The following is a 20,214-nucleotide window of genomic DNA, read 5'->3' on the forward strand; positions in this document are numbered from 1 at the left end:
CCCGCAAGCGCCGCGGGAGTTATCCACAGGCGCGAGTCACTCCCGCCCGCGCAGCCGGTCGATGTCACGTCGCTCGCGCTTCGTCGGGCGTCCGGCACCGCGGTCGCGGACGGCGTTCATCGCCATCGGCTCGCGTGGGGGAGTGCGATCGTCATACGCCGCGGCGGCGAGTGGGGCACCCACACGCTTCGTCAGGGTCTGCCGCACCACGAGGATGCGATCGAATCCACTGATCCGCACACGCAGCTCATCGCCCGGTTTCACCGGCTGCGCGGCCTTGGCCTTGTCGCCGTTCACGCGCACATGCCCCGCGCGGCATGCGGTGGTCGCCGCCGAGCGGGTCTTGTAGATGCGAACGGCCCAGAGCCAGCTGTCGACGCGCGCGGGGCCCTCGCTCATGACGCCGCCCGAGAACGTGCGGCGATGAGCGCACCTGCCACGATCAGGCCCTGGCCCAGCGTGTAGGTGAGCATGACGGCCGGACTCGTCCACTGCGGCATGGCGTCGGGAAGGAACAGCCGGAATGCGAGGATCGAGTCGCTCATCAGGAAGAACACCCCGCCGATCGCGATCACGGGGTGGCAGCGCGCCGCCATCGTCGCGGTTCCGGCGAGCACAAGTCCGTAGGCGGCGACGGCGAAGATCAGCGCGCCGATCGACGGGCCGAGGAAGACGAGCATCCCGACCCACCAGACGGCGTAGATGAGCGTCCACCACGGGACGCGGCGCACCTTCAGGTACTTCGCGAAGAGCACGATGTACGCGATGTGGGCGATGCCGAAGAACAGCAGCATCAGCGGAAGTTCCGGCCCCCATGGGAAGAAGGTGCCGGCCTCATCCCCGAACCAGGAGAACAGCAGGGCCGCGAGCAGCAGGGCGAGCACCGCGCGCGGACGCAGCTTCGGCGCCTCGAGCAGCACGGGCAGAGCGAGAAGCGGCATCAACGCCATCTTCGTCGGGGCAGCGAGGTCGCTCTCCGTCGCCAGAGCGATCACGTGGATGACGGACAGAACGATGTAGGGCACCCAGATCAGCAGGCGGGCGGCGGCGCGTCGCGGCATCCCTCCATCGTATTGCCGCGGCGTCAGCGCGGGAATTCGCGGGTGACCAGCGGGCGGCCGGGCTTCAGCTCCCCGGCACGCTGGAACCCTGCGGCGAGAAATGTCGTCAGCACGCCGTGGAAGAGATCGTTGCTTCGCCCCTTCTCACCTCCGGTGTCGATCGGGTAGGCCTCCAGGACGCGCGCACCGGACTCCGCGGCGTACTCGACGGCCGCGTCGAGGAGCGCAGTGTTGACGCCCTTGCCGCGATGCTCGCGCCGCACGACGAAGCAGCTCACAGCCCAGACACTGTCATCGTCGAGCGGCTCGGATGTCGCCGCGACGATCATTCTCGTGTTGAGCAGGCGCACCTGCCGGGTACGGGGCCCGACGCGGATCCACCCGGCTGCCTCGTCGTCGACGTACGCGACGATGCCCGGCGGCGGACCTGCGACGACCTCGTCATGGAACATGTCGCGGCGCTGGTCGACGTTCGTCGCATTCCAGTCCTTGTTGCGCAGCATCGGCCAGATGCACTGACAGGATGCGCCGTCGCCGCCACCCGTGAGGGAGTGCTGCACATCGTGCCACCGCTCGGCTGTCGCGCGTTCCGTGCTGATCGTGACCATGTCAGCACGCTACGCCGGGCCGCGGACATCGGCCACCACGCCCGGGCAGGACGTGGTTCGCGATGCCCGTTCGGGTCGGCTAGGATAGTGGAGTTGCCCGCGCGAAAGCGCGGTCGTCCACGGGCTGTGGCGCAGCTTGGTAGCGCACTTGACTGGGGGTCAAGGGGTCGCAGGTTCAAATCCTGTCAGCCCGACCGAACAGAAGAAAGGCCGATCCGAGAGGATCGGCCTTTCTGCTTCTGCGGGGAGCTCGGAGCAGACCCGGGTGAGGAGGATGTCGCGATGACCGACTGGCAGATCATCAACCGCGTGCCGACAGCGGCCGAACACCGCGCCATCGCTGTGCAGGTGGGCTGGGAGCACGCCTTCGACTGGGACACCCTCGACGACTCGCTCGCCGGCTCGCAGTTGGGTGTCACCGCCCTGATCGACGACCTGCCGGTCGGTATGGGGCGTGTCGTCGGTGACGGCGTCAAGTACTTCTATGTCCAGGACCTCGCCGTCGCCCCGGGACAGCAGCGCACCGGCCTCGGCACGGTCCTTCTGCAGAATCTGCTCGACCAGATCGCCGGCATGGCACCGTCCACGGCGTTCGTCGGCCTGTTCGCGACACCGGAGGGTGACGCGCTGTACCGCGCGAACGGATTCTCCGGCGGCGACATGACCGGGATGTTCCGGCTCGTGGAATCCGGCTAGCTCAGCTTCGCCAGCCCGTCGCGGGCGCGCTCCAGCGCCTTGTCTGCGACCTTGACGCGCTCAGCCTCTGCCGCCTCCCCGTCGACGGCCTCAGTGATACGCGTCCGTGCGGTCTCCGCTTCGCCGCGGACCCGCTCCAGCTCGGCCGCGAGCTCCGAAATCCTCGCCTCGAGCCGTTCCGCGCGCGCTTCGGCGTCGGCCCGAGCAGTACCCGACCGCGCGAGCTCCTTCTGCGCACGCTCCCGTTCCTTCTCCGCCTCGCGCACCACCCGCTCGGCCTCCTTGCGCTCGCGCCGGGCGCGCACCTCGTCTTCCGGCACAGCCGGCGCCGCAACAGGCGCCGGCGCGCCGCCACCCACCACCGCCTCTATATCGACAGGCTCGCCGGACAGTTCTCGCACCAACCGGCCGGATGCCACCGCGGTCGCTGCATCCGGATCGAAGAAGGCCGCCGAGATCGTGCGCTGCACGGCATCCGCCGTCGACGCGGTGACCCGCTCGCCGCGATCGGATGCCAGCGCCGTGGCCTCCTGAGCGAGCTGAGCGGTCAGCGCACGCCGATCCCGTCCCAGCGCCGCGAGAGCCGCCGCATCGAGACCCTCCTGCGCCTCGCGCAGCTCGGCGGCCAGCAGCAGCACCTGGGCGAGCCGGTCCGTCCGCTCCTGCGCGAACACGTTCACCACCCAGGCGGCGACCGACGGCTTCGGAAGCGCCCGGATCCGCTTCGCCACCGCGGCATCCGCCTCCGCCGATGCGCGCGCGTTGCGCGCGGCGATGAACGCGGACGGAGCGAGGGCGTACAGCTCGCTCGCGATCGTCGTGAACTCGGCCATGGCCGTGAGCCTACGCTCCCGGCCATCCGCCCTGTCGGACCGTGCATGACGCTGGCATACTGGCGGGCATGCGACGGATCGACGGGCGTGCACTCGGAACCTGGAGTCTGCGGCTCGACGCGATCTACTGTGTGCTTCTCGGCGGCGCAGTCGCTCTGACCGCCGCGAAGATCTCCGCGGTCGTCGCGATCCCACAGCCGCTCATCGCCTCCGCGGGTGCCGTGGTCGTGCTGTGGGCGGGCCTCGTGCTCTGGATGCTGGTGAAGCTGCGCATCCGCACGGCGCTGCAGACCGTGATGGGCGCGAACGTGCTCGCAGCCGTGCTCGTCGCGATGTGCGCGATCGCCGCGGGCACACTCCTCGCCGTCGTCGCTGTCCTCGCGATCGCCATCGACATCGCGCTCTTCGCCGTCAGCCAGGCGCTCGCGCTGCGCACCCTTCCGACCGCGCGCGCGACCTGACCACCGCTCAGCCTCGGTGCACGTCCACCGGCACGATCATCGGCGTGCCGGCGACGGGATCGGGCACGACGACTGCCTCGAGATCGAACACCTCGCGCAGCAGCTCCACCGTCACCACGTCACCCGGTGCGCCCTCGGCGACGATCCGCCCCTCGCGCATCGCGACGAGATGGTCGGCGTACCGCGTCGCGAGGTTCAGCTCGTGCATCACCACGACCACCTGCGTTCCTCGTTCACGCGACAGACGCACCAGCAGCTGCAGCAGCTCGACCTGGTGGGCGAGGTCGAGATACGTGGTCGGCTCGTCGAGCAGCAGGATGTCGGGCTCCTGGGCCAGCGCCATCGCCACCCAGGCGCGCTGGCGCTGACCACCGGAGAGCTCGTCGATCGGGCGGTCGGCGAAAGCCGCCATGCCTGTCACCTGGAGGGCATCGGCGACGACCTCGTCGTCACGATGATCGCGGCCACCGAGCCAGCCCCGGTGCGGCGTGCGCCCACGATCGACGAGATCGGCGACACTGATCCCGTCCGGCGCCACCGGCGCCTGGGGGAGCAGCCCGACGATACGAGCCACCTCCTTCGTGGGCAGCCGGGCGATCGACGCGCCGTCCAGGAGCACCGACCCGCTGCGCGGGCGAAGCAGCCGGGCGAGTGCGCGAAGCAGTGTCGACTTGCCGCAGCCGTTGCCGCCGACGATCATCGTGATCCCGGAGCCGGGCAGGGCGAGGGAGAGGCCGTCGATCACCGGCTCGCCGTCGTACCCGACGACGAGATCGCGGGCCTCCAACGTGTGCGGCGTGGTCTGATCCGTCATGCGCGAGTGCGTCCTCTCATCAGCAGCCACAACAGGAAAGGCGCCCCGATCGCACCGGTGACCACCCCGACCGGAAGGTCGGCGGGGAAGGCGTGCTGGGCCACCGCATCAGCGCCGAGCACGACGATCGCGCCGATCAGGGCGGATGCCACCGGCAGAGCCGAGTCCCGGCGCACCACGCGGAGCACGATCGGCCCGGCCAGGAAGGCGACGAAGGCGATCGGCCCGGTGAGCGACGTGGCGACGGCGACGAGGAGCACGGCGCACAGGATCAGCAGCGTCCTGGTGCGCTGCGGCCGGGCGCCGAGCGCCGTCGCTGAGTCGTCCCCGAGGCGCAGCACGGGCAATCGCGTGGCGGCCAGCAGTGAGACGGTGAGCAGGGCGATGAGCACGGGGGCGGTGGGGCCGACTTGGTCCCAGAGGCTGCGGCTGAGCGAGCCGGCCATCCACACCGTCGCCTGCTCCGCCGCATTGATGTCGGAGCGTGTGAGCACGTAGCTGATCACGGCCTGCAGTGCTGCGGCGACGGCGATTCCCACGAGCACGAAGCGCAGCCCGGACAGTCCGCGGCGGTACGCGAGCGCCCAGATCAGCAGCGCGGTCAGCAGGCCGCCGGCGATCGCCGCGCCGGAGACGACCAGCCCTGAGGCGCCGAAGAACGAGATCGCGGTGATCGCGGCGACGCTCGACCCTGCACTGATGCCGATGACATCGGGACTCGCGAGCACATTGCGCAGCAGCGTCTGGAACAGCATCCCGCCCACCCCGAAGGCCGCGCCGACCAGCAGCGCCCCGATCGCGCGGGGGAGGCGCAGCTCGATGACCGCGAAGCTCGCGCCCGGCACCGTCTGCCCGCCCAGGGCGCGCAGCACGTCGGGCAGGGGGATGGTCTTCGGCCCGAAGACGAGGGCGACCACGAACAGCACGACCACCACGATGCTGAAGACACCGATCAGGATTCCGTCGCGCGTGGTGCTCCGGCGTCGTGCGACGCGCAGCAGGGTGGGGGCATCCGGCACTGGCTGCCCGGTGCGTCCGAGGTCGAGTGCGGTCACAGGCCGATCGCCTTCCTCCTGCGCAGCAGCACGATGAAGACGGGGGCGCCGATCAGCCCGGTGACGATGCCGACCTCGAGCACACCGGGGCGAGCGACGATGCGCCCGATCACGTCGCAGATCAGCAGGAAGGCGGCGCCGGCCGCGGCCGACAGCGGCACGATCCAGCGGTAGTCCGAGCCGACCAGGAACCGTACGGCATGCGGGACGGCCAGGCCGACGAAGCCGATCGGTCCGGCGAGGGCCGTCGCCGCGCCGCACAGCAGCACGACGGAGATCACCGCGGTGACACGTGCGGTCCCGACCCGCACACCGAGTCCGCGGGCGACGTCGTCGCCGAGCGCCAGGGCGTTCATCCGCCCAGAGCACGCGACGGCGAGTAGGGCGCCGACCGCGAGGAACCCGCTCAACTGGGCGAGCGTCGAGAACGACGCCGCCGTGAGAGATCCGAGCTGCCAGAACCGGTAGCTGTTCAGAGTGGACTGGTCGACGATGAGGATGCCGGTGATCACCGACCCCGCGATCGCCGTCACCGCGGCGCCGGCGAGCGCCAGGGTGACCGGCGTCGCTCCACCGGGGCTGGCGGCGGCGGCCCCGTAGCCGAGGACGACCGCGACTGCGGCACCCGCGAGGGCGCACCACACGATCGCGAGCGGCGCCTGCCAGCCGAGCAGCGACATGCCCAGTACGACGAAGAGCGCGGCGCCGGCGTTGACGCCCAGCAGCCCGGGATCTGCGAGTGGATTGCGCGCCATTCCCTGCATGAGCGCGCCGCCCATGCCGAGCGCTCCGCCGACGAGCAGACCGGTGACCGTCGTGGGGACGCGGGACAGCACCGCGACCTGATCGGTCGAGCCGTCAGGGCGGAAGAACGCGCCCCACACCGCATCCAGAGGCACTACCCGGGCGCCGAGTGCCAGTGAAAGGGCCGCAGCCGCGATCAGCACCCCCAGGCACACGACGACGGCCCACGCCGGGCTCAGGTGCGCGCGGCGGCGCTGACCCGAGCCCTGCGCGGGCGTCGTCGGTGCGGGGGTGATCGTCATCCGGCGTGTGCGGCAGCCTCGCCGAGCATCTTGGCGTAGGTCGGGAGCGCCCACGGGATCGACAGCACGGTCGGTGCGGAGATGGCCATCAGCAGGGCCTCGTCGTCGATCTGTGCGACGGCTCCGGACTTCACCGCGGGGATGCGGCTCAGCAGGGGGTCGTTCTGCAGGGTGGACAGGTCTCCGCCCTGCACATAGATGACCGCGACGTCGGCGTCGAGCTTGTCCGCCTCCTCAGCGGAGATCGTGGCGACGAAGCCCTTCTCATCTGCGGCGAGATCCTTGATCGACTGGGGCGTCGCGAACCCGAGATCGTTCAGGTACTGCACCCGGGTGTCCTGCGGGGTGTAGTACTGCACCTTGCCGAGGTCCTTGGCGTCCACCCACATCACCATGCCGGTCTTGCCCTCGGCAGCCGGGTACTTCGCCATTTCGGTGCTGAGGCTCTTCTCGGTGTCGGCGATCAGCTTCTCGGCCTCCGCCGACTTGCCCAGGGCGGTGCCCACCATCGTGGTGGAGTCGCGCCAGGAGGTGCCCCAGGCTGCGCCGGGGTAAGCGACGGTCGGCGCGATCTTGCTGAGGGTGTCGAACTCCTGCTTCGTCAGGCCGGAGTTCGTGCCGAGGATCAGATCGGGTGCAGTCGCATCGATCTCCTCGTAGGGGATGCCGTCGGTCTCGTCATGCAGTGGAGGCAGGTCGGCGTTCGCCGCGGTGATGGCGTCGTGGGTCCACTCCAGATAGCCGTCGCCGTCGGCGTCGCCGAACGCCGAAGTCGGGATTGCCACCGGGATCGTGCCGAGGGCGATGGCCGCATCGAAGCTGCCCCAGCCGACGGTCGCGACGCTCTTCGGCGCGGTCTCGACGACCGTCTTGCCGTACACGTGCTCGATGGTCGCAGGGAAGGCGGAGCCGGAGTCGGCCGAGGCGTCGCTGTTGTCCGTTGCTCCGGAGGAGCACGCAGAGAGCGCGAGCATCCCTGCGGTCAGGAGGCTCAGGACGGCGACGCCGTGACGCAGGCGGGGAGAAGTCATGGGGATCCTCGGGTAAGAGAGCGGGAATAAAGGTAAGCCTAACCTATCTGTCTCACGCGCCCTGAACCGGTGACGCAGCACCTGTCACTCGGCGAACGGTGCTGGAAGACTGACGGGATGGCACCGATCGACGGACGCGCGACGCTCGATCTGGCCTACCCGTTCACCGGCTGGTGGTTGGTGCAGAACAGCCCCGCCGATCGTGTGCCGAGTCATGGCACGACGCAGTTCGCGACGTCTTACGCGATCGACTTCGTGCCCGTGGATGCGGCGGGGCGGTCCGCGCGGTTCACTGCGGCATCCCTGTTCCGGACGGAGCCGCCGGAGCGGTTCTCCGGGTTCGGGCGGCTGATCCTCGCGCCGGCCGGTGGACGGGTGATCGCCGCGCACGACGGCGAGCCCGACCACCACGCCCATCGAGGGTTCCCGTCGATCGGGTACGCCATGACACAGCGGATGCGCATCGCCGCTGGGTGGGTCGCGCTGGCCGGCAACCACGTGCTGCTCGAGACCGCGGGTGTGGTGGTCGCCCTCTGCCATCTGCAGCAGGGGAGCGTCGGCGTGCTCCCGGGAGACATCGTGCGCGCCGGCGTCCCGCTCGGTCGCTGCGGCAACTCCGGCAACAGCACGGAGCCGCACGTGCACGTGCAGGCGCTCAGCGGGCCGGATGTCGAACGTGCCACCGCCGTGCCGATCACGTTCCGCGGAGACCTCCCGCACAACGGGACCGTCGTCGAGGTCTGACGAGCACTTCCCGCCGCCTGTCGACGGTGGGACCATGGATCATGGCGATTGGGGACGACGCCGAACTCGCCCGCAGGCTGCAGATCCTCGCGACCGAGCACTGGGGTCTCCTCGCCGCGCGCAGCACAGCCCAGAGCGAGGTGCTCACCAGGATCTCGATCTACCTCACCCTCGTCTCCGCGGGCCTCGTCACGATCGGCCTCCTCGGCCAGGCCACGCACTTCGCGACCTGGTTCCCGATCGCCGCGCTCGGCATCCTCGCGTTCCTCTCGCTCGTCGGCATCCTCACCCTCATCCGCGTCCTCGCCGTCTCGGAGGAGGACTTCATGTACGTCACCGCCATGAACCGCATCCGCGGCGCCTACGCCGAGATCGATCCGGCGGCCGCGGACGCCTTCCTCGCCTCCGTCCACGACGACGAGCTGGGGATGCGGGTGACCTATTCATTCCTCCGAGAGCGCGGCTCGCTGGAACAGGTGCTCGGCTCATCGCTGATGCTGAGCGTGCTCGTCACCGCCTCGGTCGGCGGGATGTTCGCGGGCGGTCTCTGCGCGACTCTCGGGATGTCCGTCGGCGGCGCCATCGTGGTAGGCGTGATCGCCGGGGCAGGGATCTCCGTCATCGCCGTGGGATACGGCGGTCGCCGTTACCTCACGGCCTGGCGCCTGTACCGCCCGCTGCATCCGAGCGGCGGGCCACCGGAGTACTGGCGAACGCGGCGTCGCCGCTGAGCTCAGCAGAGCGTGATCCCGGCCGCCCGGCATCCGCCGACGTCGGGCGATTCTGTTCGGCGTCACCCACCCGGGAGAAATGTGTCAACCCTCGTTGTTCGTTCAGCGATATGCGGTAATCATGGGGTCATGCGCAGTTCCGCGTCGCGCCCGGACGACGATCCCGAACGACTGCCGTGATCCTCGTGACGACGTCGACCCGGCAGGCGCTGCAGCGCGTGCCGCGGCCGACGCGGGTGCTTACGGCCGCTCTGCTGCTGTGTGCCGCGATCGCGGTGTCTGCGGCGACGACATCGGATCATGGGTGGTGGCACTTCTACTTCAGCCGGCTCGGCATGACCGGTGACCTGTCCAGCGGATTCTTCAACGGCGGACTCGTCCTCAGCGGCCTGATCATCGCGGCGTCCGCGATGCCGGTTCACGCCGCGCTGACCATGTCGGCGACACTCGCCGGCCGGCTCCCCGCCCTGCTGTCCTTCGCCGTCGCGGGACTCGGCGCCAGTCTCAGTGGCATCGGCCTGTTCCCGCTGTCGACGGATCCGGTCGCGCACGAGCGCGCGACCAACGGGGTCGTGCTCTCGTTCGCCGTGCTGCTGATCGTGCATCGCGCCGGCCTGTGGCGCAGGTCGCGGATGCTGCGGATCGCGACGCTCGTGGCGGCGCCGGTGATGCTGGTCGGCATGGGGCTGCTGATCACGGGATGCATCAGCCTCACCGTGTTCGAGATCCTCGCCTTCGGCATGATCCTCACGTGGGTGCACCTCTTCGAGCGAGTCATGTGTCGGCGCGGGCACCGGATGCGGAAGACTCGGACTGTCCGCGACGGTTTGGGAGAGCCCGCGGCCGAGGAGGAATCGTGTTCGAAGCCGACGTCCAGGACATCGCTCAGCGCTCGTCGACAGGAGACCTGCCCGCTGCCGGTCTGGTCGACGAGCTCCTTCGTACGGCGCATGACCGGTATGAAGGCCATGACGAGGGTGCCGTGGCCGACTACATCCCGGCGCTCGCCAGGGCGAATCCGGAGTGGTTCGGTCTGAGTCTCGTCGGCGTTACCGGCACTGTGCACGAGGTCGGCGATGCCGAAGTCGCCTTCACCATCCAGTCGATCTCGAAGGCCTTCGTCTTCGCCCTCGCCTGCGCCGCCGTCGGGCATGAGCGGGTGCACGAGCGGGTCGGCGTGAACAACACAGGTCTCGCCTTCAACTCCGTCGTCGCCGTCGAACTGAACGGCGGCAGCCCGATGAACCCGATGGTCAATGCCGGCGCCATCGCCACGACCGCGCTGCTGCCGGGAGCGGACGCCGCCGAGCGCTGGGCGCATCTACAGGACGGGCTGTCCCGCTTCGCAGGCCGCAGCCTCGAGATCGACGACGAGGTCTATCTCTCCGAGTCCGAGACGAACCATCGCAACCGCGCGATCGCGCAGCTGCTGCAGAGCTACAACAGGCTCGACGGCGACCCTGCCGAGACGGTCGACGTCTACACCAGGCAGTGCTCGCTGTCGGTGACCGCGCACGACCTCGCAGTGATGGGTGCGACGCTGGCCGACGGCGGCGTGAACCCGCTCACCGGCGAGCAGGTCGTCTCGGCGGAGGTCTGCCGCGACACCCTCTCGGTGCTGGCATCCTGCGGGCTGTACGAGCGATCGGGGGAGTGGCTGTTCGAGATCGGTCTGCCGGCGAAGTCCGGAGTGTCCGGCGGCATGGTCGCGATCTCGCCCGGAAAGGGCGCCGTCGGCGCCTTCTCGCCCCTTCTCGACGGCGCGGGCAACAGCGTCCGCGCACAGCGCGCGTGCGCCTACCTCTCCCGCGCGCTCGGATTGAACCTCTTCGCTTCCGCACGGTGGAGCGCATCGCAGAACGGAGCCGCATGATGACCACGTCCGCAGACACCGCCGCCGGGACGGCGGAGCGGCAGTCCTGGGTGCCGATGATCGGCCTGTTCCTCGCGCAGGTGCTGATGTCGTTCAACGTGGCGGCGCTGCCGATCTCGCTCGGCGGCATGGTCCAGGACTTCGGTGTCCCTCCGACCGTCGCGAGCTCGACCATCGTCGTCTACGGTCTCGCGGTCGCCGCCCTCGTGATGACCGGAGCGAAGCTGGGGCAGCGCATCGGGTGGGTGCTCATCTTCCGCGCGGTGCTCGTGGTGTTCGCGGCATCCTCACTGATCATGATCCTCGCGCCGACCATGGGGTGGGCGATCGCCGGGCAGGTGCTCGCGGGAGCCGCGGCGGCGATCATCGTTCCGGCGCTGGTCGCGCTGATCGCGGAGAACTACAAGGGTGACCAGCAGGCCACCGCGGTCGGCTCGCTCGGCTCGGCGCGCGCCATCTCGGGCGTCACCGCCTTCTTCATCGGCGGCACGCTGGGCACCTTCGTCGGCTGGCGCCCGATCTTCATGATCACCCTCGGCATCGCCGTGGCGGTGTTCCTGTTGAGCTTCAAGCTGCGCTCGGACAAGGGCGACTCCGCGGTAAAGATCGACCTTGTGGCCTCGCTGCTGATCGGCGCGGCGATCGTGCTGCTCACCGTCGGATTCAACAACCTGAACGGCTGGGGCATCCTGTTCGCCCGCGAGGGCGCGCCGTTCAGCGTCGGCGGGATGTCGCCGGCGCCGATCCTCGTCGTGCTGGGCATCGTCTTCGGGCAGTGCTTCTTCCTGTGGACCAGGCGGCGGATGCGCCGGGGCCAGGTGCCGCTCGTCGACCTCGGCGTGCTCGGGCACAAGCGCGAGCGTGCCGCGGTGTACGCGATGTTCATCATCGTCGCGATGGAGGCTGCGGTGAACTTCACCGTGCCGACCTACATCCAGGTCGTGCAGGGACGAACTCCGTTCGACACCTCGCTGGCGATGATGCCGTTCAACCTGACCGTGTTCGTCACCGCGACGCTGATCGTGCGGTTCTACAAGCGGTACGCCCCGCGCACGATCGCTCTGTTCTCGTTCGCCCTGACCACGATCGCGTTGGTTTGGCTGTCATTCGTCGTCACGAACAACTGGGAGACGCTGCCGACCATCCTCGGCCTGATCGTGTTCGGCATCGGCCAGGGCGCGCTGGTGACGCTGGTGTTCAACGTGCTGGTCACCGCAGCACCGAAGGAGCTCGCGGGCGACGTCGGGTCGATCCGCGGCACGACTCAGAACCTGGCCTCGGCCGTCGGCACCGCTGTGATGGGCGCCGTGCTCGTGACCACGCTGAGCTTCGGCATCGGCAGCGCCGTCGCCGAGCATCCGGAACTGCCGCCCGAGCTCGTCGCGCAGGTGCCGCTCGACAATGTCAACTTCATCAGCAACGACGACCTGCGTGCGGCATTGGAGCGCACCGACGCCGACGAGGCGCAGGTCGAGGCGGCGGTCGTCCTGAACGAGGAGCAGCGCCTGCGCACTCTGCGGTTCGGCTTCCTCATCCTCGCCGGCATCAGCCTGCTGGCCGCGATCCCGGCGTCCCGACTGCCGCGTTACCGCCCGGGGGAGATTCCCGCACCGGACGAGCACGACGAGCCGAAGGACGCCTGACAGCGCTCCTCAGACCGAATCCGGTGGGGTGAGCGGTGCCGGCGCACCGGCGCTGCTCACCGTGGCCTCGCGCTTCTCGGCGTGGAAGGCGTCGCTGAGCGCACGGACCACCTCGGATGTCGCGGACACGCCGTCGGCCGGCGGATGCCAGAACCGGACGGTGGCGATGACCCGCTCAGGAGAGACAGCCTGAACGGTCGCGGCAGGATCCGAGATCGACGGTGACGCGGTGCCCGCGACTCCGGTGAGCCGCGACAGCAGCGCGTCGACGGTGTCGTCTTCGCGCCTCTCGAGCCGCACCTGCACCTCACTGCGCAGTCTGCCGTGCGAGGAGAGGTTGACCACCGAGTCGGAGAGCAGCTTCACGTTGGGCACGTGCACGGTCGCGCCGTCCGAGCTCACGAGGATCACCGCGCGGGCGTTGAGCTCGGTGACGGTGCCGGTCATCGCACCGTCCGGGGTGTCCACCTGCACGATGTCGCCGACCTGCACCGTGCCGCGGGACTGGATCATCACGCTGGACGCGAAGTTGTCGGCGGTGCCGCGCAGCACCAGCACGACGACGACGCCGACCAGGATGACGACGGCCAGCAGCGGCTGGATGTTCGCGCCGAGGATCGCCAGCGCCAACCCGATGCCGAAGGCGATCGTGAGGTACTCGGCGCCGCGGGCCACCGGCTGCACGTAGCCCTCCGGCATGTTCGGCACCCTGTTCAGGAGGGCGGCTGCGCCCTTGTGCACGAAGTGGGCGGCGATCCAGCCGAGGATGACGATGATCACGGCGACCAGCAGTTGCCACCACTGGATGCCGGCGAACTGTGCGGAGAGATCGGGCATGGCGTCAGTCTGTCAGAACAGCGCCGTGACGGCCTTCTGCAGCTGCAGGACTCCGATGATCAGCAGCAGCGCGGCGTTGAGCACGTGCGTGTGCGATGAGATCCAGGTGCGTACGGCGTCGAGGGCGGGCTGGGCGCGGGTGCCTGCGATGAGCAGCCAGAAGACCGGGACGGCGATGGGCAGGGATCCGACCACGATGAACCCGATCGAGACGGCCAGCGCCTGCCCCGTGGTGACGTAGGCGAGCGCGATGTCGAGAGCCGCGATGATGGCGCAGGAGGCGTCCACCGGGTTGACCACGAAGAGGCCGACACCGAGGAAGAAGCTGCGCACGGGCTTGAACGTCGAGACGGACTGCAGCCAGCCCGGCAGCGTGGCGGCCTTCGCGACGTCCTTCGGTGAGGAGGCCGCGGCCATCCTGCGGATGCGATCCGCGCCCTTCCGGTACACCCAGATCGCCCCGAGCACGAACACGATGCCCAGCAGCAGCCGCAGGAATGCGACCCACAGCGGGGACTCCCCGTCCGGCTTCTGCACGTCGAGCGCGCGGAAGATCCACCCGAACAGCAGGAGCAGACCGGCCATGCCGACGATCCAACCGAGCAGATAGGCGACGCCGTTGCGGCGGGCCTGCTTCGACAGCAGCACGGCGACGAGCGCCATGATGGCGAGCGGGCTGAGGACGACCCCCAGAGCGGTCGGGATGAGCTGGACGATCAACTGGCCCATGGCTGCACCGCTCTCCCGTCCTGGGGGACGTCATCGATCTCAAGCGAGAAGCTTCGCCTTCGCGGCTTCGAACTCCGCGTCGCTGAGCAGACCCTGCTGCTTGAGCGCGCCGAGCTGCTGCAGTTCGGCGACGACATCCGTGCCGCCGGCGGGAGCAGCGGCCGGTGCTGCGGGAACCGGGGCGGCGTACTGTGCCGCCGCGGCCTGCGCCGCGGCATCGATCTGCGCCTGCTGCTGAGCGGCCGCGTACTGCTCCTGCTCGTACTGCTCCTGCGCCTTGCGCTGCTGGTGATTGGACATCGCGCCGGTCACGGCGCCGGCGGTGCCGGCCACGACGGCGGTGCGTGCGGCGAGGCCGACCAGGCCCGGGCGTCCGATTCTGCGGAACATGGGCATTTCAGACTCCTTCGTTCTCGAGGTGGTCGATGAGGGCATTGACCACGGGGGCGGGGACGCGCTCGTGCCGCAGCACGACACCGCCCGATGATGCGAAACGGCTCGCCAACTCACGGGCGTAGGTCAGTTCCACCGCGATCAGGGCCGCCGATCCTCCCGGCGGAACCAGCTCCGCGAACTCGGCGATGTCCTCCTCACCGGTGAGTCCCGACGCCGCAAGGGCGATGTCTCCGAGATCCAGTCCCTCGGGGTCGTCCTCGACCTCGATGACGGTCACGTCGCCGGTATCCGATTTCGATATCAGCAGGAAATCGACCAGGCGCAGGTACCCGGTGGCGAGGATCTCGGCGAGCGCATCGACGACCCCCGCATCCGGTCGGTCGCCTTCGAATCCGACGAGCGTGTACTCGACGGGTCCATAGCGGAATTCAGTCACGCGTTCTTCCTTTCGACAGAAGGGGGTGCCGGACATTGTCCGACACCCCCTTCGGATGCACTGCTATCGGAGGATGCCGATCAGGCGAGGGCCTTGGCCTTCAGCTTCTCGTACTCCTCGGTGGTGATGGTGCCCGCTGCGAGCAGCTTGGCAGCGTCGGCGATCTCGTCCGCGGCGCTCTTGCCCGCGGCCTGACGGATGTACGAGTCGGTGGCTTCCTTTGCCTGCTGCGCCTGCTCGGCGCTGCGCTCTGCCATGCCCTGGCCGCGGGCGATCAGGTACACCAGCGCGGTGAGGAACGGCACGAAGATCAGGAAGATGATCCAGACCGCCTTCAGCCAGCCGTTGAGCTTACGGTCGCGGAAGATGTCCCCGATGATCGAGAACAGCACCATGAGGTAGGCGATGAAGAAGAACGCCCAGATCATGTACCAGAAGAAATCCCAGAAACCCATTGTTGTATCTCCCTGTTTGAGGTCTTGGTGTTGACGTTATCGTGCCGCGGCCCCTCGGCACGAGCCTTTCATTCTATTCGGGTGACGGGCCCGAACCCCGGTTGCGACGCCTACTCTGGATCCATGGAGATGAAGGACGAGCGGAGCGACGCGGACCGCGCTGCGGACGCGGAGGAGGCACTGCGTGAGGCCGATGCCGCCGTCGCCGCCGCGAAGGCCGAGGCGGAGCGCTGGGGCGGCACGGACAAGCGTCCGGCCGAGCCTCGAGACCGGCACTGGTGAGCCGTCGTGGGTGATGCGGCGCGGCGGCGCATCATCCGATCGGCTATCGCGGCCTGACCGGCCGGGCGATGCCTCGGTGGCAGCGCCACGGGAGACTTGAGATCCCGTTCCCGTCTGGAGTCCGACATGCGCCGCATCCCTCGCAGAGCACTCTCGGTCGCCGGTCTCGCCCTCGCCGCGGCATCCGTGCTCGCCGCTTGCGCGCCGACCGCCGCACCCCAGCAGCCGCCCTCGTCGGCGCCGCCGACCCCGAACGCGCAGGATCGACTGGACGCCGAGCTGCGTGACGCCGCCTGGCAGGACGACGTACCCGCTGCGGCCGATCTCATCGCGCGCGGTGCCGACGTGAACGCGAAGGACGACACCGTGCAGTCGGCGTATCTGGTCGCGACCAGCGAGGGATATCTCGACCTGCTGCGCCTCACGCTGGCGAACGGTGCGAAGGTCGACGACAGGGACAGCTGGAACGGCACCGGGCTGATCCGGGCCGCCGAGCGCGGCCACGGATACATCGTGGGGCAGCTGCTGCAGGCCGGCATCGATCGCGACCACGTGAATCGGATCGGCTACCAGGCCATCCACGAGGCCGTCATCTTCGGGCAGGACAATGAGACCTACCATCTGACGGTCCGCGTCCTCATCGCGGGAGGGGCCGAGTTCGACCGGCGCTCCGGCAGCGAGGGCAGCACCCCGCTGCAGATGGCCGAGCAGCGCGGATTCGACGGCACTCGGTCGATCCTCGAGGCGGCTCGTGACGGCAGCGCTCCTTCGAATCCGGATGCCGCGCTGCTGGCGGCCGCGGATGCCGGAGACGCCGATGCGGCGATGCTGGCCATCCGCGCCGGAGCCGATCTCGAGACGCGCGATGCGGAGTTGCAGCGCACACCGCTGATGCACGCCGTGATGGCCGATCGTGTCGAGGTCGCCCAACTGCTCGTCGCACTCGGCGCCGATCCCGACGCCTTCGACCACCGCAGGGACACCCCATGGGTGATGACCGGCGTCACCGGCAGCGTGCGGATGCTGGAGGCGCTGCTGCCGGGGCAGCCCGATCTCGCCATTCTGAACCGCCGCGGCGGGACGCCCGCGAACCCGGCCGCCGAGCGCGGCCACGCCGATTACATCGACAGAGTCGTGCAACTGGACATCGATCTGAACCACGTGAACACCAACGGCTGGACGGCGATCCAGGAGGCCGTCGTGTTCGGCGGCGGCGACGGGAACGCGCAGCGGATCGTGAAGGCCCTGCTCGCGGCGGGCGCCGATCCCCGCATCGAGGACGCCGAGGGGCGGACGGCCCTGGACAATGCCCGCCGGCTCGGGTTCGCGGAGATCGTCGCGATCCTCGGCGGGTGACAGGGGCTGCCGGCGGCTCCGCGACGGAACGAAGCCTGGTCGCCGCGCGCCGGCTCAGACGGCTGGTGGGCGCAGCATCCGCAGCACCTCCTCGGCCGTGATCTCGCGTCCCGTCTCATCGGTGTGCCGCTGCACCCGGTGGGCGAGCGCGACCTGCTCGTCGCGGCTCAGGGTCACGCCGTAGCGGCTCTCCAGCAGGTGTGCGATCCCGCCCTTGCCCGACTGGGAATTGACTCGGATCACCTCCTCGTAGCCACGGCCGAGGTCCGCGGGATCCACGGGCAGGTAGGGCACCTGCCAGGAGATCTCGCGCTCGTCGCGGCCCTCGGCGGCGGCGCGGGCACGGTGCTCGGCGAGGCCCTTTCTGATCGCGTCCTGATGCGTGCCGCTGAACGCCGTGTGCACCAGCGCCCCGACGTAGGGATGCCGCGGGTGCACCTCGATGCGGTTGCAGTGCTCGACGGTGCGGCGGATCTCGTCGATGTCCGAGAAGTCGATCATCGGATCGACGCCCTGCGCGTGCAAGTTCAGAGCGAGCGTCGCGAGGTCGACGTTGCCGGTGCGCTCCCCGTTGCCGAAGACGCAGCCCTCGACGCGCTGCGCGCCGGCGAGGACGGCCAGCTCGGCGCAGGCGACTCCGGTCCCGCGGTCGTTGTGCGGATGCACCGACAGGATGACGGAGTCGCGCCGCGCGAGATGGCGGTGCATGTACTCGATCTGGTCGGCGTAGACGTTCGGGGTCGCGATCTCGACCGTGGCCGGCAGGTTGAGGATGACCGGCCGGTCGGGGGAGGCGTCCCAGAGCTGCGTCATCGCGTCGCAGATCTCCAGCGCGTAGTCCGGTTCGGTCTGGTTGAACACCTCGGGGGAGAACTCGAATCGCACGTTCGGCAGGTCTCCGGCGAGACGCAGCACATCTCTCCCGCCCCTCAGAATCAGCTCACGCAGCTCGGCTCTGCTCCGTCCGAGCACGACATCGCGCCAGATCGGCGCCGTCGCGGTGTAGAGGTGGATGACGACGGGATTTCGGATGCCGGCGATCGAGGCGACCGTCCGATCGATGAGATCACGCCGGGCCGGGGTGAAGACGACGATCGTCACGTCTTCGGGCGCGAGGTCGGTCTCGGCGATCAGACGTACGAAGTCGAAATCCGTCTGCGATGCCGAGGGATAGCCGACCTCGATCTCCTTGTATCCCATCGCGACGAGGAGTTCGAAAAAGCGCCGCTTGCGCGCCGGATCCATCGGCTGGGCGAGAGCCTGGTTGCCGTCACGCAGATCGACCGGCACCCAGAGCGGTGCAGTGGTGAGCCGGTTCGAGGGCCACCGGCGGTCCTGTCGCGGTACATCGACGCGGGAGGACACGTCGCGGTAGCGCTGCCACGGCATCTGCGACTGCCGCTGCGGATTCCAGTGCGGGGCGCTGTCCGGTATCGGGCCGGACGGGGTGGACAGGGTGGGGAACGTGTTCATGGATCTCTTCTTCGGTCGGTGCTGTCGACCGGCGACGACGAACCCCCACGGCGGGGAGCCGGTCGTGTCAGGCCCCGCCGTGGCGGTGAAGAAGAAGGGATCCCTGGGGAAGCATGGCTAGAATGTACCACAACTCCTCAGACAAGCAGAGAGGTGTAATTCATGGTGCAGGTGGTGCGGGAGACACTGGCGGATCGGGCGGCGCAGCTGCTGCTCGATCGGATCGGCGCCGGCGAATGGGCGCTCGGTGAACGGCTGCCCGGCGAGACGACCCTGGCCCTACAGCTCGGCATCGGACGCTCCACGGTCCGTGAGGCGATCCGGCAGCTCGCAGGCCGCGGCGTGCTCGTGACCCGGCAGGGAGCAGGCGTGTTCGTGGCAGCGCTCGAGCCGCGCGACGACTGGGACGAGGTGCTCCGCCGCGCCGACATCCTCGCGGTGATCGAGACGCGCACGGCGATCGAGAGCGAGGCGGCCGCGCTGGCCGCGCGCCGACGCACCCCGGCGGATGTGCGCGCGCTGCGTCGGGCGCTGTCGGCACGGGGCGCCTCCCGCCCGGAACGGGGCGAAAGTGATCCGCGCGCATTGATCGAGGGGCACGTCGACGCCGACCTCGCGCTCCACCGGGCGATCGTCGCTGCCGCGCACAACACCGTGCTGGCCGAGCTCTTCGACGCGCTGACCCCCCGTCTGCGCCAGGCGATGGTCGACATGCTGAAGATGCGCGGCGCTTTCGGCGATGCCGAGGACCACGCCGCCCACGAACAGCTCGTCGATGCCGTCGTACGTGGCGACGCCGTCGCTGCGGCATCACTCAGCCGCGAGCACCTCGCCGGACTCGCGGCGGCGCTCGCATGACGGGGCGCGCTCCCGTCCTCGAGCTGCGTGGCGTGCACCTCCGCAGAGGCGGCCGAGCGATCCTCCGCGGCATCACGCTCACTGTGCGGGCCGGCGAACGCTGGGCGCTGCTCGGGCCGAACGGTGCGGGGAAGAGCACGATCCTGGGCTTCTGCGGCGCCGTTTCGCATCCGAGCGAGGGGACCGTCGACGTGCTGGGGAACAGGATCGGCCGGGTCGATCTACAGGCGCTGCGCCGGCGGATCGGTCACGTGAATCCGCGGCATCCGCTCGACTCGCCGCTGTCGGCGACCGAGGTGGTGCTCACCGGGATCACCGGAACGGTGGAGACGCCGATGAGGTGGGTGCCGCAGGACGGCGAGGTGGCGCGGGCTCAGGAGATGCTCGGGGTGGTCGGCCTCGGCGACCGTCAAGAGGCGAACTGGTTCACCATGTCGCAGGGCGAGCGCGGAAGGGTGCTGATCGCACGCGCGCTGGTGATCCAGCCCGACCTGCTGCTGCTCGACGAGCCGACGACCGGACTCGACGTGGCGGCCAGGGAGCAGTTCCTGGAGACCGTGGACGGACTCGTCCGGCATGACCCGGGGATGACCAGCATCCTCGTCACACATCATCTCGAGGAGCTGCCGGAGACGACCACGCACGCTCTGGTGATCTCCGACGGGGCGGTGGTCGCGGCCGGCCCTGTCGATGAGGTGCTCACGACCGACACGGTCACACGCGCCTTCCGGCATCCGATCGAGGTGGTGAAGCACCGCGGCCGCTGGTCGGCGCGAGCGGGCCGGGGATGACCTCC

General features: G+C 69.4%; 25 protein-coding genes and 1 tRNA gene. 12 read left to right on the forward strand and 14 right to left on the reverse strand.

Features of this window, described 5'->3' with window-relative positions:
• Positions 1-36: 36 nt before the first annotated feature.
• Genes ACFVAE_RS00125 through ACFVAE_RS00135 form a run of 3 tightly spaced genes read right to left on the reverse strand, consistent with a single transcriptional unit; the run spans position 37 to position 1,669 of the window.
• Positions 37-399: an RNA-binding S4 domain-containing protein gene (locus ACFVAE_RS00125; protein WP_378886897.1), complete on the reverse strand. Its 363-nt coding sequence runs from the start codon at positions 397-399 to the stop codon at positions 37-39.
• Complete coding sequence (locus ACFVAE_RS00130; protein WP_378886898.1) at positions 396-1,061, reverse strand: lysoplasmalogenase family protein; 666 nt, start codon at positions 1,059-1,061, stop codon at positions 396-398. The genes ACFVAE_RS00125 and ACFVAE_RS00130 overlap by 4 nt, the downstream gene beginning before the upstream one ends.
• A 23-nt stretch (positions 1,062-1,084) precedes the next feature.
• Positions 1,085-1,669: a GNAT family N-acetyltransferase gene (locus ACFVAE_RS00135; RefSeq protein ID WP_378886899.1), complete on the reverse strand. Its 585-nt coding sequence runs from the start codon at positions 1,667-1,669 to the stop codon at positions 1,085-1,087.
• Between the two features lie 120 nt (positions 1,670-1,789).
• Between ACFVAE_RS00135 and ACFVAE_RS00140 the strand changes: the two genes are divergently transcribed.
• Together ACFVAE_RS00140 and ACFVAE_RS00145 are read left to right on the forward strand one after the other, a co-directional pair.
• A tRNA-Pro gene (locus tag ACFVAE_RS00140) sits at positions 1,790-1,863 on the forward strand.
• A gap of 88 nt (positions 1,864-1,951) precedes the next feature.
• The gene (locus ACFVAE_RS00145; protein WP_378886900.1) at positions 1,952-2,365 is read left to right on the forward strand and encodes a GNAT family N-acetyltransferase; all 414 of its coding nucleotides are present in this window, start codon (positions 1,952-1,954) and stop codon (positions 2,363-2,365) included.
• Here ACFVAE_RS00145 and ACFVAE_RS00150 read toward each other — a convergent pair.
• Positions 2,362-3,198 carry a transposase gene (locus tag ACFVAE_RS00150; protein ID WP_378886901.1) on the reverse strand — a complete coding sequence of 279 codons (837 nt, stop codon included), beginning with the start codon at positions 3,196-3,198 and terminating at the stop codon, positions 2,362-2,364. The two genes, ACFVAE_RS00145 and ACFVAE_RS00150, sit on opposite strands and share 4 nt — an antisense overlap.
• Positions 3,199-3,266: 68 nt before the next feature.
• Between ACFVAE_RS00150 and ACFVAE_RS00155 the strand changes: the two genes are divergently transcribed.
• Positions 3,267-3,659 carry a hypothetical protein gene (locus ACFVAE_RS00155; protein WP_378886902.1) on the forward strand — a complete coding sequence of 131 codons (393 nt, stop codon included), beginning with the start codon at positions 3,267-3,269 and terminating at the stop codon, positions 3,657-3,659.
• Positions 3,660-3,666: 7 nt separating this feature from the next.
• Here the strand turns inward: ACFVAE_RS00155 and ACFVAE_RS00160 are convergent, their stop codons facing one another.
• Genes ACFVAE_RS00160 through ACFVAE_RS00175 form a run of 4 tightly spaced genes read right to left on the reverse strand, consistent with a single transcriptional unit; the run spans position 3,667 to position 7,605 of the window.
• Positions 3,667-4,473, reverse strand: a complete 807-nt coding sequence (locus ACFVAE_RS00160; RefSeq protein ID WP_378886903.1) for an ABC transporter ATP-binding protein — start codon at positions 4,471-4,473, stop codon at positions 3,667-3,669.
• Positions 4,470-5,528, reverse strand: coding sequence for a FecCD family ABC transporter permease (locus ACFVAE_RS00165; RefSeq protein WP_378886904.1), 1,059 nt, complete (start codon positions 5,526-5,528; stop codon positions 4,470-4,472). The genes ACFVAE_RS00160 and ACFVAE_RS00165 overlap by 4 nt, the downstream gene beginning before the upstream one ends.
• Positions 5,525-6,574 (reverse strand): FecCD family ABC transporter permease, encoded by a 1,050-nt coding sequence (locus ACFVAE_RS00170; RefSeq protein ID WP_378886905.1) that lies wholly within the window; start codon positions 6,572-6,574, stop codon positions 5,525-5,527. Before ACFVAE_RS00170 ends, ACFVAE_RS00165 begins: the two co-directional genes overlap by 4 nt.
• Positions 6,571-7,605: an iron-siderophore ABC transporter substrate-binding protein gene (locus ACFVAE_RS00175; RefSeq protein WP_378886906.1), complete on the reverse strand. Its 1,035-nt coding sequence runs from the start codon at positions 7,603-7,605 to the stop codon at positions 6,571-6,573. Before ACFVAE_RS00175 ends, ACFVAE_RS00170 begins: the two co-directional genes overlap by 4 nt.
• Before the next feature lie 117 nt (positions 7,606-7,722).
• On the opposite strand from ACFVAE_RS00175, the gene ACFVAE_RS00180 reads away from it, so the two are divergent.
• The 5 genes from ACFVAE_RS00180 to ACFVAE_RS00200 all read left to right on the forward strand — a co-directional run bounded on the left by ACFVAE_RS00180 (position 7,723) and on the right by ACFVAE_RS00200 (position 12,596).
• Positions 7,723-8,349, forward strand: a complete 627-nt coding sequence (locus ACFVAE_RS00180) for a M23 family metallopeptidase (RefSeq protein WP_378886907.1) — start codon at positions 7,723-7,725, stop codon at positions 8,347-8,349.
• A gap of 41 nt (positions 8,350-8,390) precedes the next feature.
• Positions 8,391-9,080 carry a hypothetical protein gene (locus ACFVAE_RS00185; protein ID WP_378886908.1) on the forward strand — a complete coding sequence of 230 codons (690 nt, stop codon included), beginning with the start codon at positions 8,391-8,393 and terminating at the stop codon, positions 9,078-9,080.
• Positions 9,081-9,265: 185 nt separating this feature from the next.
• On the forward strand, positions 9,266-10,117 hold the full coding sequence (locus tag ACFVAE_RS00190) for a DUF998 domain-containing protein (RefSeq protein WP_378886909.1): 852 nt from the start codon (positions 9,266-9,268) through the stop codon (positions 10,115-10,117).
• Positions 10,003-10,953, forward strand: a complete 951-nt coding sequence (glsA, locus tag ACFVAE_RS00195; RefSeq protein ID WP_378890411.1) for a glutaminase A — start codon at positions 10,003-10,005, stop codon at positions 10,951-10,953. The genes ACFVAE_RS00190 and glsA overlap by 115 nt, the downstream gene beginning before the upstream one ends.
• Entirely contained in the window at positions 10,953-12,596 is a 1,644-nt protein-coding gene (locus tag ACFVAE_RS00200; RefSeq protein ID WP_378886910.1) for an MFS transporter, read from the forward strand. The genes glsA and ACFVAE_RS00200 overlap by 1 nt, the downstream gene beginning before the upstream one ends.
• A 9-nt stretch (positions 12,597-12,605) precedes the next feature.
• On the opposite strand, the gene ACFVAE_RS00205 is transcribed toward ACFVAE_RS00200, so the two are convergent.
• The 5 genes from ACFVAE_RS00205 to ACFVAE_RS00225 form a co-directional block, all read right to left on the reverse strand.
• Positions 12,606-13,433, reverse strand: coding sequence for a mechanosensitive ion channel domain-containing protein (locus ACFVAE_RS00205; protein WP_378886911.1), 828 nt, complete (start codon positions 13,431-13,433; stop codon positions 12,606-12,608).
• Between the two features lie 12 nt (positions 13,434-13,445).
• Complete coding sequence (locus tag ACFVAE_RS00210) at positions 13,446-14,162, reverse strand: GAP family protein (RefSeq protein ID WP_378886912.1); 717 nt, start codon at positions 14,160-14,162, stop codon at positions 13,446-13,448.
• A 39-nt stretch (positions 14,163-14,201) separates the two neighbouring features.
• Positions 14,202-14,558 carry an SHOCT domain-containing protein gene (locus ACFVAE_RS00215; protein WP_378886913.1) on the reverse strand — a complete coding sequence of 119 codons (357 nt, stop codon included), beginning with the start codon at positions 14,556-14,558 and terminating at the stop codon, positions 14,202-14,204.
• Position 14,559: 1 nt separating this feature from the next.
• Complete coding sequence (locus ACFVAE_RS00220) at positions 14,560-14,994, reverse strand: DUF6325 family protein (protein WP_378886914.1); 435 nt, start codon at positions 14,992-14,994, stop codon at positions 14,560-14,562.
• Positions 14,995-15,074: 80 nt separating this feature from the next.
• Entirely contained in the window at positions 15,075-15,449 is a 375-nt protein-coding gene (locus ACFVAE_RS00225) for an SHOCT domain-containing protein (RefSeq protein WP_378886915.1), read from the reverse strand.
• A 123-nt stretch (positions 15,450-15,572) separates the two neighbouring features.
• On the opposite strand from ACFVAE_RS00225, the gene ACFVAE_RS00230 reads away from it, so the two are divergent.
• Positions 15,573-15,731 carry a hypothetical protein gene (locus tag ACFVAE_RS00230; protein ID WP_378858054.1) on the forward strand — a complete coding sequence of 53 codons (159 nt, stop codon included), beginning with the start codon at positions 15,573-15,575 and terminating at the stop codon, positions 15,729-15,731.
• A 126-nt stretch (positions 15,732-15,857) separates the two neighbouring features.
• Positions 15,858-17,087, forward strand: a complete 1,230-nt coding sequence (locus ACFVAE_RS00235; protein WP_378886916.1) for an ankyrin repeat domain-containing protein — start codon at positions 15,858-15,860, stop codon at positions 17,085-17,087.
• Between the two features lie 54 nt (positions 17,088-17,141).
• On the opposite strand, the gene ACFVAE_RS00240 is transcribed toward ACFVAE_RS00235, so the two are convergent.
• Entirely contained in the window at positions 17,142-18,560 is a 1,419-nt protein-coding gene (locus ACFVAE_RS00240) for a 2-isopropylmalate synthase (RefSeq protein WP_378886917.1), read from the reverse strand.
• Positions 18,561-18,722: 162 nt separating this feature from the next.
• On the opposite strand from ACFVAE_RS00240, the gene ACFVAE_RS00245 reads away from it, so the two are divergent.
• Both ACFVAE_RS00245 and ACFVAE_RS00250 read left to right on the forward strand, forming a co-directional pair.
• On the forward strand, positions 18,723-19,418 hold the full coding sequence (locus tag ACFVAE_RS00245; protein WP_378886918.1) for a FadR/GntR family transcriptional regulator: 696 nt from the start codon (positions 18,723-18,725) through the stop codon (positions 19,416-19,418).
• On the forward strand, positions 19,415-20,209 hold the full coding sequence (locus tag ACFVAE_RS00250) for an ABC transporter ATP-binding protein (protein ID WP_378886919.1): 795 nt from the start codon (positions 19,415-19,417) through the stop codon (positions 20,207-20,209). Before ACFVAE_RS00245 ends, ACFVAE_RS00250 begins: the two co-directional genes overlap by 4 nt.
• Positions 20,210-20,214 lie beyond the last annotated feature (5 nt).

The organism is Microbacterium sp. NPDC057659 (assembly GCF_042799915.1).
GTDB lineage: Bacteria > Actinomycetota > Actinomycetes > Actinomycetales > Microbacteriaceae > Microbacterium.

What these genes read in the sequence shown, in the direction of transcription:
- ACFVAE_RS00245 (WP_378886918.1), top strand. Translation starts at nt 18,723, where the DNA reads ATGGTGCAGGTGGTGCGGGAGACACTGGCGGATCGGGCGGCGCAGCTG.
- ACFVAE_RS00185 (WP_378886908.1), top strand. Translation starts at nt 8,391, where the DNA reads ATGGCGATTGGGGACGACGCCGAACTCGCCCGCAGGCTGCAGATCCTC.
- ACFVAE_RS00160 (WP_378886903.1), bottom strand. Translation starts at nt 4,473, where the DNA reads ATGACGGATCAGACCACGCCGCACACGTTGGAGGCCCGCGATCTCGTC.
- ACFVAE_RS00215 (WP_378886913.1), bottom strand. Translation starts at nt 14,558, where the DNA reads ATGCCCATGTTCCGCAGAATCGGACGCCCGGGCCTGGTCGGCCTCGCC.
- ACFVAE_RS00200 (WP_378886910.1), top strand. Translation starts at nt 10,953, where the DNA reads ATGACCACGTCCGCAGACACCGCCGCCGGGACGGCGGAGCGGCAGTCC.
- ACFVAE_RS00145 (WP_378886900.1), top strand. Translation starts at nt 1,952, where the DNA reads ATGACCGACTGGCAGATCATCAACCGCGTGCCGACAGCGGCCGAACAC.
- ACFVAE_RS00155 (WP_378886902.1), top strand. Translation starts at nt 3,267, where the DNA reads ATGCGACGGATCGACGGGCGTGCACTCGGAACCTGGAGTCTGCGGCTC.
- ACFVAE_RS00135 (WP_378886899.1), bottom strand. Translation starts at nt 1,669, where the DNA reads ATGGTCACGATCAGCACGGAACGCGCGACAGCCGAGCGGTGGCACGAT.
- ACFVAE_RS00130 (WP_378886898.1), bottom strand. Translation starts at nt 1,061, where the DNA reads ATGCCGCGACGCGCCGCCGCCCGCCTGCTGATCTGGGTGCCCTACATC.
- ACFVAE_RS00205 (WP_378886911.1), bottom strand. Translation starts at nt 13,433, where the DNA reads ATGCCCGATCTCTCCGCACAGTTCGCCGGCATCCAGTGGTGGCAACTG.
- ACFVAE_RS00180 (WP_378886907.1), top strand. Translation starts at nt 7,723, where the DNA reads ATGGCACCGATCGACGGACGCGCGACGCTCGATCTGGCCTACCCGTTC.
- ACFVAE_RS00250 (WP_378886919.1), top strand. Translation starts at nt 19,415, where the DNA reads ATGACGGGGCGCGCTCCCGTCCTCGAGCTGCGTGGCGTGCACCTCCGC.
- ACFVAE_RS00170 (WP_378886905.1), bottom strand. Translation starts at nt 6,574, where the DNA reads ATGACGATCACCCCCGCACCGACGACGCCCGCGCAGGGCTCGGGTCAG.
- ACFVAE_RS00225 (WP_378886915.1), bottom strand. Translation starts at nt 15,449, where the DNA reads ATGGGTTTCTGGGATTTCTTCTGGTACATGATCTGGGCGTTCTTCTTC.
- ACFVAE_RS00240 (WP_378886917.1), bottom strand. Translation starts at nt 18,560, where the DNA reads ATGAACACGTTCCCCACCCTGTCCACCCCGTCCGGCCCGATACCGGAC.
- ACFVAE_RS00150 (WP_378886901.1), bottom strand. Translation starts at nt 3,198, where the DNA reads ATGGCCGAGTTCACGACGATCGCGAGCGAGCTGTACGCCCTCGCTCCG.
- ACFVAE_RS00175 (WP_378886906.1), bottom strand. Translation starts at nt 7,605, where the DNA reads ATGACTTCTCCCCGCCTGCGTCACGGCGTCGCCGTCCTGAGCCTCCTG.
- ACFVAE_RS00210 (WP_378886912.1), bottom strand. Translation starts at nt 14,162, where the DNA reads ATGGGCCAGTTGATCGTCCAGCTCATCCCGACCGCTCTGGGGGTCGTC.
- ACFVAE_RS00230 (WP_378858054.1), top strand. Translation starts at nt 15,573, where the DNA reads ATGGAGATGAAGGACGAGCGGAGCGACGCGGACCGCGCTGCGGACGCG.
- ACFVAE_RS00125 (WP_378886897.1), bottom strand. Translation starts at nt 399, where the DNA reads ATGAGCGAGGGCCCCGCGCGCGTCGACAGCTGGCTCTGGGCCGTTCGC.
- ACFVAE_RS00235 (WP_378886916.1), top strand. Translation starts at nt 15,858, where the DNA reads ATGCGCCGCATCCCTCGCAGAGCACTCTCGGTCGCCGGTCTCGCCCTC.